The organism is Paenibacillus sp. JT22N15 (assembly GCF_059383755.1).
This window is the reverse complement of the sequence record NZ_JBXENV010000006.1, coordinates 165530-182796: the sequence shown is the minus strand read 5'-3', so window position 1 is coordinate 182796 and position 17267 is coordinate 165530. Positions and strand designations below refer to the sequence as shown.

At 43.0% G+C, this 17267-nt stretch carries 9 protein-coding genes; 3 read left to right on the top strand and 6 right to left on the bottom strand.

Translation table 11 applies throughout. The features are described from left to right. Positions 1 to 62: 62 nt before the first annotated feature. The 3 genes from vanG to AC50X8_RS13580 form a co-directional block, all read right to left on the bottom strand. Positions 63 to 1127, bottom strand: a complete 1065-nt coding sequence (gene vanG, locus AC50X8_RS13590; protein WP_494880078.1) for a D-alanine--D-serine ligase VanG — start codon at positions 1125 to 1127, stop codon at positions 63 to 65. Between the two features lie 192 nt (positions 1128 to 1319). After that, the gene (locus AC50X8_RS13585) at positions 1320 to 2681 is read right to left on the bottom strand and encodes a sensor histidine kinase (protein ID WP_235533133.1); all 1362 of its coding nucleotides are present in this window, start codon (positions 2679 to 2681) and stop codon (positions 1320 to 1322) included. Beyond that, positions 2678 to 3382: a response regulator transcription factor gene (locus AC50X8_RS13580; RefSeq protein WP_494880077.1), complete on the bottom strand. Its 705-nt coding sequence runs from the start codon at positions 3380 to 3382 to the stop codon at positions 2678 to 2680. Before AC50X8_RS13580 ends, AC50X8_RS13585 begins: the two co-directional genes overlap by 4 nt. A 304-nt stretch (positions 3383 to 3686) precedes the next feature. Between AC50X8_RS13580 and AC50X8_RS13575 the strand changes: the two genes are divergently transcribed. The 3 genes from AC50X8_RS13575 (at position 3687) to AC50X8_RS13565 (ending at position 7920) form a co-directional block, all read left to right on the top strand. Then, on the top strand, positions 3687 to 4439 hold the full coding sequence (locus AC50X8_RS13575) for a LytR/AlgR family response regulator transcription factor (protein WP_494880076.1): 753 nt from the start codon (positions 3687 to 3689) through the stop codon (positions 4437 to 4439). After that, the gene (locus tag AC50X8_RS13570; protein ID WP_056034601.1) at positions 4429 to 5712 is read left to right on the top strand and encodes an ATP-binding protein; all 1284 of its coding nucleotides are present in this window, start codon (positions 4429 to 4431) and stop codon (positions 5710 to 5712) included. The genes AC50X8_RS13575 and AC50X8_RS13570 overlap by 11 nt, the downstream gene beginning before the upstream one ends. Before the next feature lie 141 nt (positions 5713 to 5853). After that, positions 5854 to 7920, top strand: a complete 2067-nt coding sequence (locus tag AC50X8_RS13565; protein WP_494880075.1) for a serine hydrolase domain-containing protein — start codon at positions 5854 to 5856, stop codon at positions 7918 to 7920. A 178-nt stretch (positions 7921 to 8098) separates the two neighbouring features. On the opposite strand, the gene AC50X8_RS13560 is transcribed toward AC50X8_RS13565, so the two are convergent. From AC50X8_RS13560 to AC50X8_RS13550, 3 genes are all read right to left on the bottom strand, one after another. Further along, positions 8099 to 10057, bottom strand: a complete 1959-nt coding sequence (locus AC50X8_RS13560) for a UvrD-helicase domain-containing protein (RefSeq protein WP_494880074.1) — start codon at positions 10055 to 10057, stop codon at positions 8099 to 8101. Then, positions 10042 to 12117, bottom strand: coding sequence for an AAA family ATPase (locus AC50X8_RS13555; RefSeq protein ID WP_494880073.1), 2076 nt, complete (start codon positions 12115 to 12117; stop codon positions 10042 to 10044). Before AC50X8_RS13555 ends, AC50X8_RS13560 begins: the two co-directional genes overlap by 16 nt. A 409-nt stretch (positions 12118 to 12526) precedes the next feature. After that, positions 12527 to 17044, bottom strand: coding sequence for an Ig-like domain-containing protein (locus AC50X8_RS13550; RefSeq protein ID WP_494880072.1), 4518 nt, complete (start codon positions 17042 to 17044; stop codon positions 12527 to 12529). Positions 17045 to 17267: the final 223 nt, after the last annotated feature.

Genomic DNA, 17267 nt, shown 5'->3' with positions numbered 1-17267 from the left:
CCTTTCATGCTGCCTTTCATGCTTCCTCTCGCTGGGCTTGCGGCTTATGCTTATAGCTTCCATCATAATGCCGCCTTTGCTGTCTCCAGCTCAATGAGACGGTCCAGCAGCTCAGGAAAGTCAATGCCTGCATGCTTCATCATATTCGGATACCTGCTGTGCGCCGTGAAACCGGGAAGCGTGTTGACTTCATTAAATAAGAGCCGCCCATCGCTCGCATAAAATAAATCCACCCTTGCTAGCCCGCTGCACCCCAGTACGCTATAAATCCTTAGCGCCATAGCTTTCACTTTGTCCGCCATATCCTTATGGATGCGGGCAGGCAGATGAATGGCTGCTGTGCCTAGCGAATATTTTTCTTCATGGTCAAAAAACTCTCCCGTCAGCGCAATTTCATCGATTTCGCCGATTATGGGCTGCGAGGCATCGCCAAGTATAGCGCAGCCCACCTCAAAGCCATTCACATGCTGCTCGATTACAACTTTTCCGTCATGGGAAAAAGCTTCCTCAATGCCGCTTATCAGCTCTTGCTCTGTGTAAGCTTTCGTTATCCCGATGGAGGAACCGGATCTGGAAGGCTTCACATAAAGCGGGAAGCCCAGCTTCGCCGCTGCCCCCACTGCTTCGGCAATGGAATCGCCAGCCAGGACGGTAATCGATGGCGGTACCTCCAGTCCGGCAGCTTGGACTACATTTTTGGCCACCGCTTTATCCATGCAAATGGCAGAGGATAATGTGCCGCAGCCTACGAATGGCAGGCCCGACAGCTCAAGCAGCCCCTGCACGGTGCCATCCTCGCCATTTTTACCATGCAAAACCGGGAATACGACATCTAACGTTGTGATGTGAAATTCCGTATGCACAAGCTCAATGAGTCCTCTCGTTTCTTTGCTCGGAGATAGAACAGCCGGGACGCACTGGGCAGACTGGCTGCTCCAGCGATCCTCCCGAATGTCTGTTAGGTCCCCGTTATATCTATACCAGCGTCCGTCTCTCGTAATACCGATCATGACGACATCATATTTATCTCGATTTAAATGCTCCAGAACAGCGGCTGCTGAGGATAACGACACTTTATATTCCGTAGAACAACCGCCGAACAATACGCCCACTCGTATTTTATTCATGTTCTCCTTCATCCCCCTATCAGATGTATGAATCTAGCATAGCGGGCTTCTCTTATGAGCCTATAACCGTAAGCTTAGTAGAATCGAAACATTTGCTTATCATTTCTTAACATTTCTTAACACTTCTTAACATTTGTTTAGCAAAAACAAAAAACACAATTCCTCGTATACAAGGTCATTGTGTTTTCGTTATTAATATAAAGGAAAGCGCGTTTCAAATATCGTCTCGCCCCGCCTGCTTTTTACCGCAATCGTTCCATCATGCAGCTCCACAATGCTCTTCGCAATCGAGAGCCCAAGTCCCGTCCCGCCCGTCTGCTGTGACCGGGATTGGTCTCCGCGATAGAAGCGTTCAAATAAATAAGGCAAATATTTTTCGGGAATCGACTCGCCATAATTGACGACCTCCACTACAGCATAGCCCTGCTCCCGCCGCAAACGGACATCGACATAGCCGCCTTCCTGCCCGTATTGAATTGCATTCATGACCAAATTTTCAAAGGCTCTGACCAGCCGGTCGCCATCGGCCTTAATTTTGAGCGGAGCAGCGTCTGGAAAGACACGCCCCTTCATTCCTGCCGCTTCCAAATTCGGCACGAACTCCTCTAACAGCTGCTGGATAAAACCGTTCAAATCCAATTCGAGCTTTTCCAAAGGCATGCCGTTATTGACCCGCGTAAATTCGAATAAATCATCAATTAATTTTTTCAAGCTTAATGACTTTTCATAGGCAATGCCAATGTAATACCGAAGCTCGACCTCATCTTTATAGCGATCCTGTTCGATCAGCTCCAGAAAGCCGAGAACCGAAGTCAAAGGTGTGCGCAAATCATGAGAAACACCAGTGATCAAATCATTTTTCGTCTTCTCCGCCTTACGCTCCTCCTCAATCAACATGTTCAGCTTGTGGCCCATTTGATTGATGTTATATGCGACCTCGCCCAATTCATCCGAGGATTTTACCGCGATCTCGTAGTTCAGATTGCCATTAGCAATTTGCTGGAGGCCGAAGGTAATTTCCCTTAAATAATGAATCGTTTGATTGCTGATTAGGAAAAATACGACCAGGAAGAGAAAAAAGCAGGTGGCGATAATAAGCGGCAAACGCCCTATCGTTTCAATAATGCCGCGTATGAGCTCGCCTAGCGGCGCTATTTCTACAAGCAATACGACTGCAAAATAAAGCAGCATAAATAAAATAAAGCTGATGACGAGGCTTATTAAAAACCCGAATACGAGCTTCCAGCGAATCGTTCGAAACAGCCAGCTTCCCGTTCCAAATGCTGCAAGGCTTCCGCGATAACCAGCCTTTGCCGCATTCGTCTCCCGACTGTAGAAGAAGATTAAACAGAGGCTAAACAAAAGCAAAGCCGCAAATATGACAAGCGGTAAAGTCCCTACAATATTTTGCAGCCCTCTTACGGTTTCCCGGAATGGCCGAAAATTCATGAGCACATTGGCTGACAGCCCATAGGCGACAAACAAGCCAATTATCGTAATCGCGAAGCTTCCCAGCGTAGCAAATATAAGGCGTCTCATTTGCTCACTGTTCATAGCGCCTCCATTTTGTAGCCGATGCCCCATACCGTTTTAATAAACTTCGGATGCTGCGGGTCCTTTTCGATTTTCTCGCGAATTTTACGAATATGCACCATGACCGTATTTTTCGATTCCATGAAAGGCTCATTCCAGGCTACCTCGTAAATTCGCTCCGTACTCAAAACAATGCCCCGATTAATAGCAAGCAGCTCCAGTACGGCGAATTCACGCGGCGTCAGCTTTACCTCTTGCCCGTCGACAGTAACGGTATGGGCATCAATATTAATGACAAGATCATCAATTACAATTTGCTGGTCGCTGCTCGGCTCCAACTTCTGAACACTCATCCGATTATAACGGCGCAAATGCGACTTAATACGCGCAACGAGCACAAGCGGACTGAACGGCTTGGACACATATTCGTCAGCACCGATGCTAAGACCCGTAATTTTATCGATATCCTGCGTCTTCGCTGACAGCATAATAATCGGGATATTGTGATCCTCGCGAATTTTCATGCAGGCTTCCAGTCCGTCCATCTTCGGCATCATCACATCAAGTATGATCAGATCAACGCTATGTTTACTCAGCAGCTCAAGCGCCTCTAATCCGTTCGACGCCTGCAGCAGCTGATAGCCTTCATTCAGCAAATAAATCTCAATCAGCTTCAATATTTCCTTCTCATCATCGACCATTAATATTGTTGCAGCAGCCATTGTGTGACCCCTTTCCTCCCAAGCCCCTTGCCTCGTCCCCTACAGTTTACCCTCCCTGCATTATGAAGGAAACAGTTTAACAACAAGGGCCTCAATACTTATGAATGGTTTAACATTTTCTTAACGATGAGCGGATACCGCTCTTATATGCTGTCCCATTTTTACGACTATTACCTATTTACGTCATTTGAGGGATTCAAATATGCATTTTACCCAAAAGCTGTTTTTTCATCGCCAAATAATTGTATGATATTTAGATACCGTCGTACAATGACGCAAGTGGAACTGAGGGAGGTATCCTTTTATGTATCGAGTAGCAATTTGTGAGGATGAGGAAAAGCAAAGAGAGCTCGTTAGAAGCATGCTGATTGCTTTGTCGATCAAGTCCAATATCGATTTTGAAATCGAATTATTCAGCTCGGGAGAACAGCTTCTCTCTCATTACGAGCGGGAGGAAGCGCCTTTCCATATTTTAATATTGGATGTTGAAATGGGCGGGCTAAACGGGATTCAAACCGCTCGAAAAATTAGAGGGCTCCATCGCCTCGATGAGCAAATTGTCTTCCTGACAAGCTACCCGGAATATATGGTCGAAAGCTTTGACGTCATGACCTTTCAATATTTATTAAAGCCGGTAGCCCCTGCGATCCTTGAGGAAAAAATAATGAAGCTATGCCAATACTTTCAAGCGCTTCACAAAAAGTTTCTGGTCATCAAGTCGGCTTATGAAGAGGTTGTTTTAAAATATGATGACATCATTGGCATCGAGGCAGCCAAAAGCTTAAGCGTAAAGAGCAAGCTGAATTTTATAACCTCACATGGAACCTATGAAAGCAAAGGCATTCTTGCCGATTATGCTTCAGCCTTGAAGGACAGCAACTTCATGCAAATTCATCGATCCATTATTATTAATCTGCTCCATGTGAAGAAGTTTGCGAGCGGGGTCGTTCTCATGTCTAGTGGCCTGGAGCTGCCGATCGGCCGTTCAAAAATTAAAGAAGTGAAGGATTTTTATACCAAATTTATGATCATGAGGGTCAATGAAAATGAGTCATGACAACCTGTTTATTGTATTTAGCATTGCTCTTGTGATGGGCGTCCAGATTTCTTTTTTCTTCAATTCGGTTTTTGGCAAGCCAACTAGAAAGCCTTATCGATTCCTTTATTTTATTGTTTTTATCGTGCTCAATTGTCTGTATTTACTTTTTTATATCTCTCCTGTTGTATCCTCGATTTTTGCGCTGCTTGTCATATTTAGTTTGGCTCAGTCTTATAAGGTCGAGTTAAAAGCCAAAATCATTTTCACGATCCTTTATGGCGTGCTAATGTCCATCGTTAATCTCATCTCGCTTTATATTTTTTATAAACTGGATTCCGTTGACTTCAGCAACTTTAATTCGATTAATGCTCAGGATCAGCTCGCTTATACGAAGGCTACTTTGCTCACCTGCGTCATCATGTTTGCAGTCATTCAAATGATCCGGCTAATTGCCAAACACCGAAGCTTCTCTTTGCATTACCGTTACTATTTGCTCATCATGATTATCCCTGCAATCAGCCTGTACCAGCTTAATGTGCTGACAAGCTATAGCGAAAAGAACATTCACTATTTCATATCGGTCATCGGATTTCTTTTCATCAATGTGATGATCATTTATATTTTTGATATGATTATTGAAAAATTTCAATTTATGCATGAGAATGCCCAATTGCAGCAGCAGATGGACTATCAGGATGCCAATTACGAGAAAACCGTTCATAGCTTCAAATCGATTAAGAGGATCATTCATGATACGAACCAGCAGTTTTTGTACATCGAGGAATGTATTAAACGAAATGAGCTGGCGGCAGCGATGGAGCATATTAAGACAACGTTAAACAAAGTCGAAGGCGCCTATCAGAGGGTGAATACGGGGAATCTCGTTATTGATGCGCTTGTTACGAATACGCTTACGATTGGCCAGGCGAATGGCATACGAATCGATACGAAGCTTAACCTGAACGCCCAGGAAGTTGCCATTGACCGGTATGACCTATGTGTCGTCCTAGGAAATATGCTGGATAATGCCATCGAAGCTTCTAAACAGGTGCGAATCGCTGAGGATCGCTCCATTCTCATTCACATCCATGCCAATGAATCGGCACTGTTCATCCATATCCTTAATCATATGGAAACAGAGGCCGCCTCGTTGAACAGCCAGAAGCCGAACCCAGAGTACCATGGCATTGGCTTAACCAACATTGCTAGAATATGCGACAAATATGGTGGTCATATGACGATCGAGACGAAGCCGAAACGTTTTCAAAATATGGTCATGCTGCCCTTTTGAACGAACAATCCTTAAACAATCTTGTTGTTTAGGGATTGTTTTTTTCGTTTCAGGGTCATTTGCTCCATATGCCTCTCCCTCCTAGTAAGATACATGCAGGAAGTAAAATTTGGCAATGGACTTAAGAGGAGGATTTTAAAAATGAAAAAAATGATTGCTGGATTAATGGCTGCTGCGCTGTTCATTATCCCCGTAACCCAGACGTTTGCTCAGGCGAATAAGGGGGCGGCTCTGGATACGGTTAAGGAAAAGGCAGAGCTGCTCGCCTCGGAGATTGTGTCCAATTACGGTGTCAGCGGGCTGCAATATGCGATTATGGATGAGGGGGCCGTTGCCCTATCGGATAGCGCGGGGGTAGATGATAAAGCGACCAAGGCGCCCATTACGAAGGACACGATGCTCGGAATAGGCTCGGTAAGCAAAATGTACGTTACAGCGGCAGCGATGATGCTCGCTGATGCTAAGCAAATCGATATCGATAAGCCGCTGACGACGTATATCAAGGATTTTAAAATGGCCGATGAGCGCTACAAGCAAATAACGCCGCGTATGCTCATGAATCATTCAGCAGGACTTTACGGCTCCCACTATGAAAGCAGCATGCTGTTTGGTGACAATGATACAAGCAATCATGATAAATTATTGCTCCGCTTGCAATCCGAACGGTTAAAATCAGCTCCCGGCGAATATTCGGTATATAGCAATGACGGTTTCCAGCTGCTTGAGCAGTTGGTTGAACGAGTGAGCGGTTTAAGCTATACCGAATTCATTGCGCAGCGTATAGCCAAGCCTCTGAATTTAAGCGCTACGAAAACACCACTCGACTCCTTTGATCGGACTCGGCTGGCTAAAACGTATTTTCCGACGATGAATCAGGCTATGCCCGTCGAAAACGCCAATGTCATTGGGACAGGAGGCATTTACTCAACGGCAGAGGAATTAAGTAAATTCGCTGACGTATTAATCGGCAATTATCCTGATATTTTATCCGCACAATCTGCTGAAGCGATGCAAAGCCATGAGTATAAAAAAGGCATCTGGGTTTCGGATGAGTCCAATACCTTTAACTATGGTCTTGGCTGGGATGCCGTCAGCTTGGCACCGTTTGATGATTATGGAATAACAGCCCTCTCTAAAGGCGGAGATACGATGATGTATCACGCTGCCCTGATTGCACTGCCGGAGCACCACATTTCCATCGCCGTGCTTTCCTCGGGAGGAAGCTCCCTTTACAACAGCGTTTTTGCAACCAATGTGTTGTTAGAATATTTAAAGGCAGAGGACATTATTCCAGACATTCAGCAGGGTAAAACGTTCGAGCCTTCCGTGAAAGTCGACATGCCGGCAGATCTACTTGCGTATTCCGGATTTTACGGTACAGTGGGATCAACGTTGGATATTGCGATTGAGGACGGAGAGCTTGCTTTACCCGCTTTAATGGGAGGATTTATACCTGAACAAAAATACGTCTATACGGGCAATGGACAATTCAAAAATAAGGAAGGCAACATCACCTTAAGCTTTGAACAGCAAACCAATGGCAAAACGTATTTAAAGCTTGGCTCCTATTTGAATTTCCCGGGAATCGGGCAAACGCTCATGGTCGGTTATAGCTATCAGAAGCTGGACCCTAATTCTTTAACACCAGCAACGAAACAGGCTTGGGAAACTAGAAACGGCAAAAGCTACTACCCTTTGAATGAAAAAATCACTTCTATCTTTTATTTGTTGCAGCCCTATTTCGTGAAGAAGATAGCTGTGAATACCGAGTATGGATACGCATCAGGCACTAAAATTGTAGATGAAAATACAGCAGTCAATGCTGTTGAAATTCCGGTTACGGACGGAAGAGATGCCTTTGACCTGAATTTCTATTCGGTGAAAAATAAAGAATATTTGATGATCGACGGCTCCTCCTTTATCCGTGAAGATGCGATCGCGCCTCTTTTCAGCGGAAAATTGTCGGTTAGCACGATCCCACCCAGCGGTCATGCCGTATGGTATAAAATTGACAAGAAGTCAGCGAATAAAAAGATGACTGTGGATGTGCCAGCAGGCAGCGGCTTTGCCGTGTATGATGCAGCAGGAATGATCGTCAACTTCTCGATCGCCAGTCTTGAAAAATCGGTGATACTGCCAAAAGACGGGCTGATCGTTTTCGGTGGTAAAGCTGGGGATTCCTTTAAAATTGATTTGAAGAAGCAATAAACGATTGAAAAAGAAATGAACGGCACGCTATATTGGGGGATGAAGCTTCATGTTCATGTGGCTTTTAGATAAACAAGATTAATTGATACTTAGATTGTTAGCGGCTAATCATGTATCTCTAACAGCCCGATTACGAATAATCGGGCTGTTTTGATCTAAGTAAGCATGACTCAGGGTATTATTTTCGAGTCTCAACATCAAATCCTGTTGCTTTGAATTTTTCAATTAATTGTGTAGAAAAACCGCTTATTTTTGATTCATCGATAAATATAGACAAATTACGTCGTGCTCGGGAGCAACCAACATAAAATAACCGATATGCACTTAAGGTCCCATAAACCACACTTTCTTTAAAACATTCTTTCGCTGTGCCCACAAGAGGGCGTGATAAATAATTCGTGTAGTCCTGTTCGCACAACTGACTGAAAATTATATTGTCTTTAAAGTTTTCCAATAGTTTGTTGACTCTTGTTATCAAGTATTCTTTATTCTGCTCATGTTTCTCTTTGTTAATTTTTGACAATTTAATTTTTAGGTATCGTTCAGTTTCATTAATCCAATCCACATATTCATAGTAGAAAACTTCAAAGGTTTCGAGTGATATGTCAACACTACACCACAATTCAAAAAAACGGTACATATGGACCGAAGGCGTAGAACTACCGTCTTCCGCAATAAAAAAAACTGTATCGTGACTTTCCCCTTTTACACCGTGCTGTGTAGATACATTTGGAGTTTTTAGGTATTGGACTACTGCTTTGAACTCACTTATTTTCACTTTCAAAACATCCAGATACTCTTCACTACCGACTATTTCTTCAATATAATCTAATTTTACCAATTCGGTTGTCTTAAGCACTGAAACAATTGAATTAATATCATTTTTTTTATTTAAGTCGTTATATTTCTCTAAAATCATTTCCAATAAACTATGCAACCGACTTTTATCCTCGTGATTTGTTACTTTATATACTTCTTTGTCAAATATTTTGGAGTTATTTCTAAATAACTGAATAATGCCACCTAAGTTCTTACTATTAAAGTACTCTGAAATTTGATTTATGACAAAAAGTAATCTTAAGAGATAATCAGCATTATCAATTGTTTGATCTATGAGAACATCCATAGCAGAGTACTGTTGAACAAAAGAGTACCTTTCCATTCTACTTAACTGCTTATATAAATCACCGGCACCTATTGTTTGAAATCTCTTTTGATTAAGTACAACAAGGACTAGTGCATCAGGATACACTTTTTTTTCAGAAGATATCTTTTCAGAAATATCTTCACATATTAATACCCTTGGAGGATGATTAGGAAAAATATTATTATTTTTAGGTGACGGTTCTTGCTTGTAGGAATCATCATTATATATCTTATTTAGAATATCAATCACCTGTGGTATTGATCGATGATTCGTTTTCAAAGCTATTGATCTATTTAAAGTAGATAATTCATCTTCAAACGTTCCATCATAATTTTTGTATATTTGCTGCATTTTGTCACCAAGAAAATATAATCTTGTTGCAGTACCTTTTATAGCTTCATAAAATATTTTAAGGACATCAGCTGATGAATCCTGATACTCATCTACAAATATGACTTGAAATTTTTGTGCTAATCTTTTTTTGATGATAGTGAACCTATCCAGAATTATTTTAGCAAATGATATTAAATCATTGTGTGATAATCCGCCGCTGTATAAGGAGTTATACTGTAATTCATTATAATATAACTTTTTAAGATTTCTCTGAATTAACTCATAACTTATATCACCATACTTCTCAATATACCTTTCGTTACTTTTCAAAAAATTAGTATCACCTTCCTTATTATCAATCCTCTTTTGGATTTCCTCACCGTAAATTTCAAAATACAGACTAATAACTTGTGAATGCGAAAAATACAAACTGATAAATCTATGAACAAAAGCATGAATTGTACCGATATAAACCTTTTTAGTGTTTATATCTTTCTTAAGCTCATCTGCGGCTCTATTCGTGTATGTGATACATAAGATATTATCATTGGGATGCTCGATAGAATGATTCACAATCATTGATTTAATTTTTGTCGTTTTACCACTACCAGCGGGTGCATTTACAAGATAGATATTATCAACTACTCCATCAGCCATGTTAGCCCCTCCTTGATATAGTCTGGAAGCATCTCCTCTGTTAAATTATTAAGAATAACAGAATACATAAAGTCCGTCTTTCCCTTTGAACTATGATCGACAATATCTCTCAAACTATAAAAACCAGATTTTTGAGGAATAGTATATTTTAAATTATCCTTGTTCCTTAATTGAAGCCAAGTTTCACGTTTCTTCCTCTTAAATGCTAATATCTTATAATGTTTTGCAAGCATCGCTTCTTCTAGTGTACGAGCAAAACTATCTGATTCTCCTTGATAGTTTAAATAAGCATAACCGTCAAACAATATATTTCCTTTATTTATTTTCCACTGGTACAGATCTGTTACTGTAGGAGAATCAACTTGCATACCTATTTTATAAAAATTATTAATTGTGGTATTTGTAATTTTTGAATTCTTAATGATATCCTCAGTGTTCGCAGATTTAGAATAATCAAGATCCGTTAAAATAAGAGTTTTAATTTTCAAAAACTCTATTAAGTTTTTATAATTATGTGCGTATGCACCTCCAACTTGGACGAACGCTATATACAGTTGATTTAATACTTGAAATTCTTTTAATGTGGATAATTTTCGTATTAGCATCCTTTCGGTATCCCCTTCATAGAGAATTACTCGATCAGCGAATACAATATCAGAAAATCCAATTTCGTAAAACCAATCGTAAAAATTCTCTAAAATAGGATCATCACTTATACTTTCTTTAAACAAAGAAAAATCAAATATTTTACTAGTAAAAGTGCCAGTTGGGCGCGCTACTCTAAGGTTTATCATATCGGTGACCCTGACCATCTCGCTCGAATGGGTTGTTATAATGCCTTGTATCTTTTTTTCCTTATAGTAAGTTCGGAGATACTTACCGAAAACGTTCTGCATTTGAGGATGCATATGTGATTCTGGCTCTTCTATAATGAAAATATTTACGAGCAATGGGTCAATATTTCGTTTATAGGCCTCAAGTTGAAGGATTATAAATATCATGTTGCTGTATCCTAAACCTTGTGATGCTTCACTTAAAAAATGATCTTCAATTTGATATTTAGCATTTGTTATTTGATTAATAAGAGAACTGATTGCATCTTCAGAAATATCAAGATCAATTACCATGCTACCTGTATTTCTACCATTTGCTTGAGAAATTGTGTGTATTGCTTCACTAAGCCCATCTACCGAAACTTTACGGACGATTTCAGGTATCTTTGCCGCCTCTATCGGCATAAGAATATTGTCTGGCAAAGTAGCCAATAAGGATTTCCATTTATCATCGTGATATACTATATCTATTAAAGTTCTGCTTATACTTTTAGATTTCCCATTATTATGATCATCAAGTGGTCTTCCCGCAATAATATTCTGATAACTGAACAGTTTTCGGAAATCTAAAGGACCCATCTCATTTCGATTTTGAAACTGACTATCAGTGAAGTAGCACTTTTCAATAATACCTGCTGCATATGTATATAGTAATTTTTCTTTTAGGAATTTTACTTTCGTATCTTCAATACTTTTGTTTGTAATCGTATTATATCTGCTTTTCAGTTTTTCATAATCGTGTTCAAGTGCCTGTCCAAAAGACGTCGACGATACTTCAAAGGAATAAACGAAATAAAAGGAACGCTTATTAGGGTCGAAATCCATTATATAATCCGCGAAATTCCTTATATCATCAACTATATCATAATCAATTCTAAACTTAACTTCAGTAGTTGGAATAACAACTTCTGATTCTGTATTAAGAGGATCAAGAGAATATAACTTGTTGACTAATTCCTTTATTGTAGTTTCTTTATCCAAGTCTTTATCAAAACATCTGCAGAATATTGGGTAGGCTTTATCCAACCATTCTTTAGATAGTTCCACGGGAATATCGGAAACATTAAATGATGTTTTCCCCACTCCCAAAATACCTGCAATTAACTCAACCAAAGATGTTTTTCCGCTATTATTTGCACCAGCTAAGAGAGTAATGTCATCCGTTAATGAAAGTGAAGCGTTTATAAACTTTCTATAATTCTGAATTGTTATCTCTCTTAATATCATCTTAGCCCCTCCAACACCTTATTTTGTTTAATTAACGTGCTTTTTGTTTCAAACTATGGAGAACTCAAAAAAAATATAATACATATAATCCTCTATATTCCACATTTATTTTCCAATTCCTCTTATATTTCGCCACAATCTGCATTCAATTTTCGACAATGATATATATAAAGTGAATGCGGAAAATGATGTAAAGCATTATAACATCAGGGTTATAATTGCTTCCAATATCATATAGTTCAATCACAGCAATAAAATAATAATAAAAAACAGAACGTTTACAAACAAAAACCGCGCAGCATCAAGCTTTCGCGGTTTTTGTTCACTAATATGATTATTAACTGCTACCCCTTAAGCTAATTGCTGCCGCATATCCAAAATATAGCACTTATATGGGCATCAAAACCGATTAGTATTGGTTATAAATCCGGTAAAGGAATACCGCTGCTTCCGCGCGGGTTGTTAGCGCCCCGGGATTAAGCTTACGTCCAGAACCGGAGATTAAACCTTCTTCCACAAGAAGCGTGAGGCTTGATTCCGCATAGGCAGCTATATCCTCTCTGTCGCTATAAGGCTCCAGCACGGAGACATCTGCTGCTGCTTCCAGCCCTCTGAACTTCTCCAACGCCCGGGCCGTCAGTACGATCATATCCTGCCGCGAGATGCTATCCTGTGGATGGAATTCATTGCTGCCTGATCCTGTTGCTAAGCCTAGCTGCTTGGCAATGCCCAGCGCTTCATAATAGTAGGCGTCCGAATCTGCATCAGCGAAGTTTTCTTTAAACTCGGCTGTCAGCCCTAACGTCTTCACCAGCAGAACTAGGTAATCGGCCCGAGTGATGTTGGCGGCAGGCATATAGGTCTCAGCCGATGTGCCGCCAATGATCCCCTTGGAGGCCATCACCTCAATTGAGTGCCTAGCCCATTCCACTTTGCCTAAGTCTGCAAAGGTTTTGTGAACATAAGCCACTGCGTAGGAGCTAAAATGCGACGTTTCAAAGGTTACCGTTCCGCTCACCGCATCATAGCGTCCGCTTGGAACAGCGATGGCGTCGCCACTGCCATCCATATACCAAATGACGATATGCTCTGGATTTTTCAATTCTTCAGCCGTTGGTGCGTAAGGGATCGTGATTTTAACTGGCGCAGCTGGATTGTTCCACGGCGTCGTTACGCCATTCAGCGCCAATGTAAGCTCAATTAGCGGGCGGTCGCCAATCGCTTCAGCCCCTTTAGCGGACAATCCTTTCTTATCGCCAACGCCGATCGTAAGGCTTGCGATTTTCCCATTCGTTTCTGCCATGCCATGCAGCATGTTAGCTGGAATGGCTATACTGCCTACACGAGTTATGAAAATGAGTTCACCAGCGGCTTGCGCCATGGACAGTGAATCTGCTGGCACTTCGAGCGTGTAAGATTGTATAGCAGGGATAATGGGCACAGTCATAACCGTCGTCTCGCTGCCGGTGAATATCTGTTTCGCCAGCTCGCCAATGGAAATGACTGCGCGCCCTGCTGCTGTATCAACCTTGACCGGCAGCGTTGGAAGCGTCGTTCCCCCGCTTCCTGTAACGGTTAAAGAGTATGCCGGTGGCACCGTACTGCCTCCACCGTTCCCGCTTCCTCCACCGTTACCATTGCCACTATTACCGCCACTACCATTGCTTGGTTGGTTTACCGTCAGTGTCACGGTATAAGTGTCCGCTGAATCTGTAAATCCATCGTTGGCTGTGAAGACCAGCGTCACAGTCCCTGCCAATGTTGGCGTGTACGTGTAATTCTCGGTTGCCGCTACTGCCGCCATACCATCCACCGACACCTTGTACGTCAAGCCATCGCCATCTGCATCTTCAAAAATGTTAGCAAGATCAAGTGTATATGGCGTATTCACTGTCACAATTGCGGTTGCTGTCGCATCCACATCTGCTTGGCGGACAGGCACCGTGTTGACCGTCAGCTCCACCGTATAGGTGTCCACCGAATCGATTGTTCCATCGTTCGCTGTAAAGAGAAGCGTTACTTGGCCTGCTTTTGTCGGCGTGTACATATAATTTTCCGTTGCAGCAACAGCGGCTGCTCCATCTATGGATACCTTGTACGTTATTCCATCGCCGTCTGCATCTTCAAAAATAGCAGCTAGATCGAGCGTATAGGACTCGTTCAGCGTTATAACGGCATTAGACGTCGCTCCAACGCTCGACTGACGTACTGGCATCGTATTAGCTGTAAGCTCCACCGTATAGGTATCTACAGAATCTATCACTCCGTCGTTCGCCGTAAAAACAAGCGTGTATTCGCCTCCCGCTGTCGGCGTATACATGTAATTCTCTGACGCAGCTACTGCCGCCGCACCATCCACCGACACCTTGTACGTCAAGCCATCACCATCCGCATCCTCAAAAATGCTGGCAAGATTAAGTGTATACGGCGTATTCACCGTCACAATGGCTGCTGTCGTTGCAGCTACATCTGCTTGGCGGACAGGCACCGTATTAGCCGTGAGCTTCACCGTGTAGGTGTCCACCGAATCGTTCGTTCCATCGTTCGCTGTAAAAAGAAGCATTACTTGGCCTGCTGTTGTCGGCGTGTACGTGTAATTTTCAGCCGCTGCTACCGCCGCCGAACCATCCACCGATACCTTGTACGTCAATCCATTTCCGTCGGCATCTGCAAAAATAGTGGCTAGATCGAGCGTAAACGGCGCATTTACTGTCACCGTCGCTTCGACTGTCGCATCCTTATCCGGCTGGCGGACAGGCAGCGTGTTCACCGTCAGCTCTACCGTATACGTGTCCGATGAATCGCTCATGCCATCATTAGCGGTAAAAACGAGCGTAATTTGACCTGCCGCTGCCGGCGTATACGTATAATTCTCTGCTGCTGTTACTGCCGCAGCGCCATCTATGGATACGTCGTAGGTTAATGCATCCGCGTCTGCATCTTCAAAAATAGCGGCTAGATCAAGCGTATACGCTGCATTTAACGATACAGTCGCAGTTGTCGCTGCAGCTACAGCCGCCTGTCGAACAGGCGCTTGATTCACCGCCAACTCCATCGTATACGTATCGTCCGAAATATCTTCGCCATCACTTGCCGTGAAAACAAGCGTTACTGGACCTGCCGTATTTGGCGTGTAGGAGTAGGCTGCGCTTGCTGCTACCGCTGCTGCGCCGTTCACCGCTACGTTATAGCTTAGCGGGTCGCTGTCCACATCTTCAAAGATCGTCGAGAGATCAAGCGTATAAGGCGTGTTTAGCGCTACTTTGGCAGTGTCCGCCGCATTTACATCCGCCTTGCGATTAGGCTTATTGTTAGGCGCCTCTATAACGGTCAAGTTGAAGGACTTTATCCGGGTTTGCCCTCCCGATTTGCTGATTGTAGCTGTCAAAGTAACGGCATGATCATCATCGGTTGCCCTTGTCACTTGGCCTGTGCCCGGATTAATGAGTCCGCTTGCCGATGCGCTCCATAGAATAGTTGAACCCGCGGCGCCATTTGTCGGAAGATTTAGATCCGCTGTCACATTATTTTCCGAGCTATTGGTTCCCTTAATCAAATCCCAGGTTAAATTCACATAATCCAAAGCTGTGGATTCTTTCGGCGTATAAGACTGCCACTGGAGAGAAGGATAAGTGTACCCTTCCACTACTCTCCATATATTGTTGAAGTCCCAAGCGGAGTAGGTCGCCTGCTGCATAAGCTCTCCGTCATTTTTAGCTGAGCCTCCGGCCGATGTAGCAGCACTTAAATTATAGTAATAACTGTTTGTAACATTGCCGCTAGGATTGTAGCCAATAAGACCGCCAGTGGCATCCCTCCCGCCACTTGCAATACCCGCGCTATAGCTGTTGCTGACATCTCCCATATTCATCCCAACGAGTCCGCCTACAAAGACCGAGTTATCGCCGCTGGCACTTCCTGTGCTGTAGCTATTGTTAATCGATCCACCTGACTTATAGCCAACCAAACCTCCGGCCATTCCATCTGTATCGGTGTCTGTATTGCCTGTACTGTAGCTGCCGTTGATATTGCCTGCATTTCTGCCGACTAGCCCCCCGGCAACCGAGCTATTTTTGCCGCTGGCATTACCGGAACCGAAGCTGTTATTAATGGTTCCGCTTGATGTATTGGAGCCAATCAGACCGCCTGCTGAAGATGCATCTCCCGTCGTTACCGTACTGCTGCTTTCGCTATCGCTAACGGTTCCCGCGTTCATGCCAACGAGACCGCCAGCATAAGCCTGAAGATGATTTGCATTTACAGAGCCGCTGGCGCTGCTGCCCATGATTGATCCAGCATTCACACCGACCAGGCCGCCCGCACTAAAGATATCAGCGCCACTAGTAATGACGCTGTTGCTTGAGCTATTGATGATCGTCCCTGCGTTATTACCAACCAGACCCCCTACCGAGGTAGGATCGGTGAAAGAAAGGAGACCGCTTGCCTTGCTATCAGTAACGGTTGCACTCGATGCGGTGTAGCCGACCAAACCTCCGACATGCGCATTATTTCCTGTAGCCGTAATATTGAAATCGGCCAGCGTCATATTTTTCAGTAAAGCCCCGCTACCTAATTCTGAAAACAAGCCCACAAAGATATCTGCTGAATTCATATTCAGATTATAAATGCCAAAACCATTGCCGTCATAAATACCGCGAAAGGCCCCGAGCGGCGTCCAATTTCCAGTCAAGTGAATATCCCCTGTCTGCTGAAAATAAGCTCCTGCTCCCGGAATATTGACGTTGCTTAATTCCGCCGCGCTTGACACTTTATAGGGATTCGCAAGCGTGCCGTCTCCCCCTGAGAAATTCACCGTATCTTCGGCCGCATACACGACTTGGGGCATCCCCGTCGTCAGCAGCATGCCTGAGAGCATACTGATGACGATAAGCATAACCGCCGCTCTGTTCCATACTCTTTTATCCATTTTATGGCCTCCCGATTGCTTTTTTCTGTTTGTTAATGAACGCGCCAAGAAATCAGCATCTTAATAGCGACGCCTTAGCGTATCCATATAATTATACTAAGATCCAATAAAAGAATAATAAAAGAATTTAGGGATAAAATGCGAAAAACCGCGGAGCACTAGGCTTTCGCGGTTTTTGTTTAATGGGGGATATTTTATTATTGGCGCTTCCCAGGCCAAATCT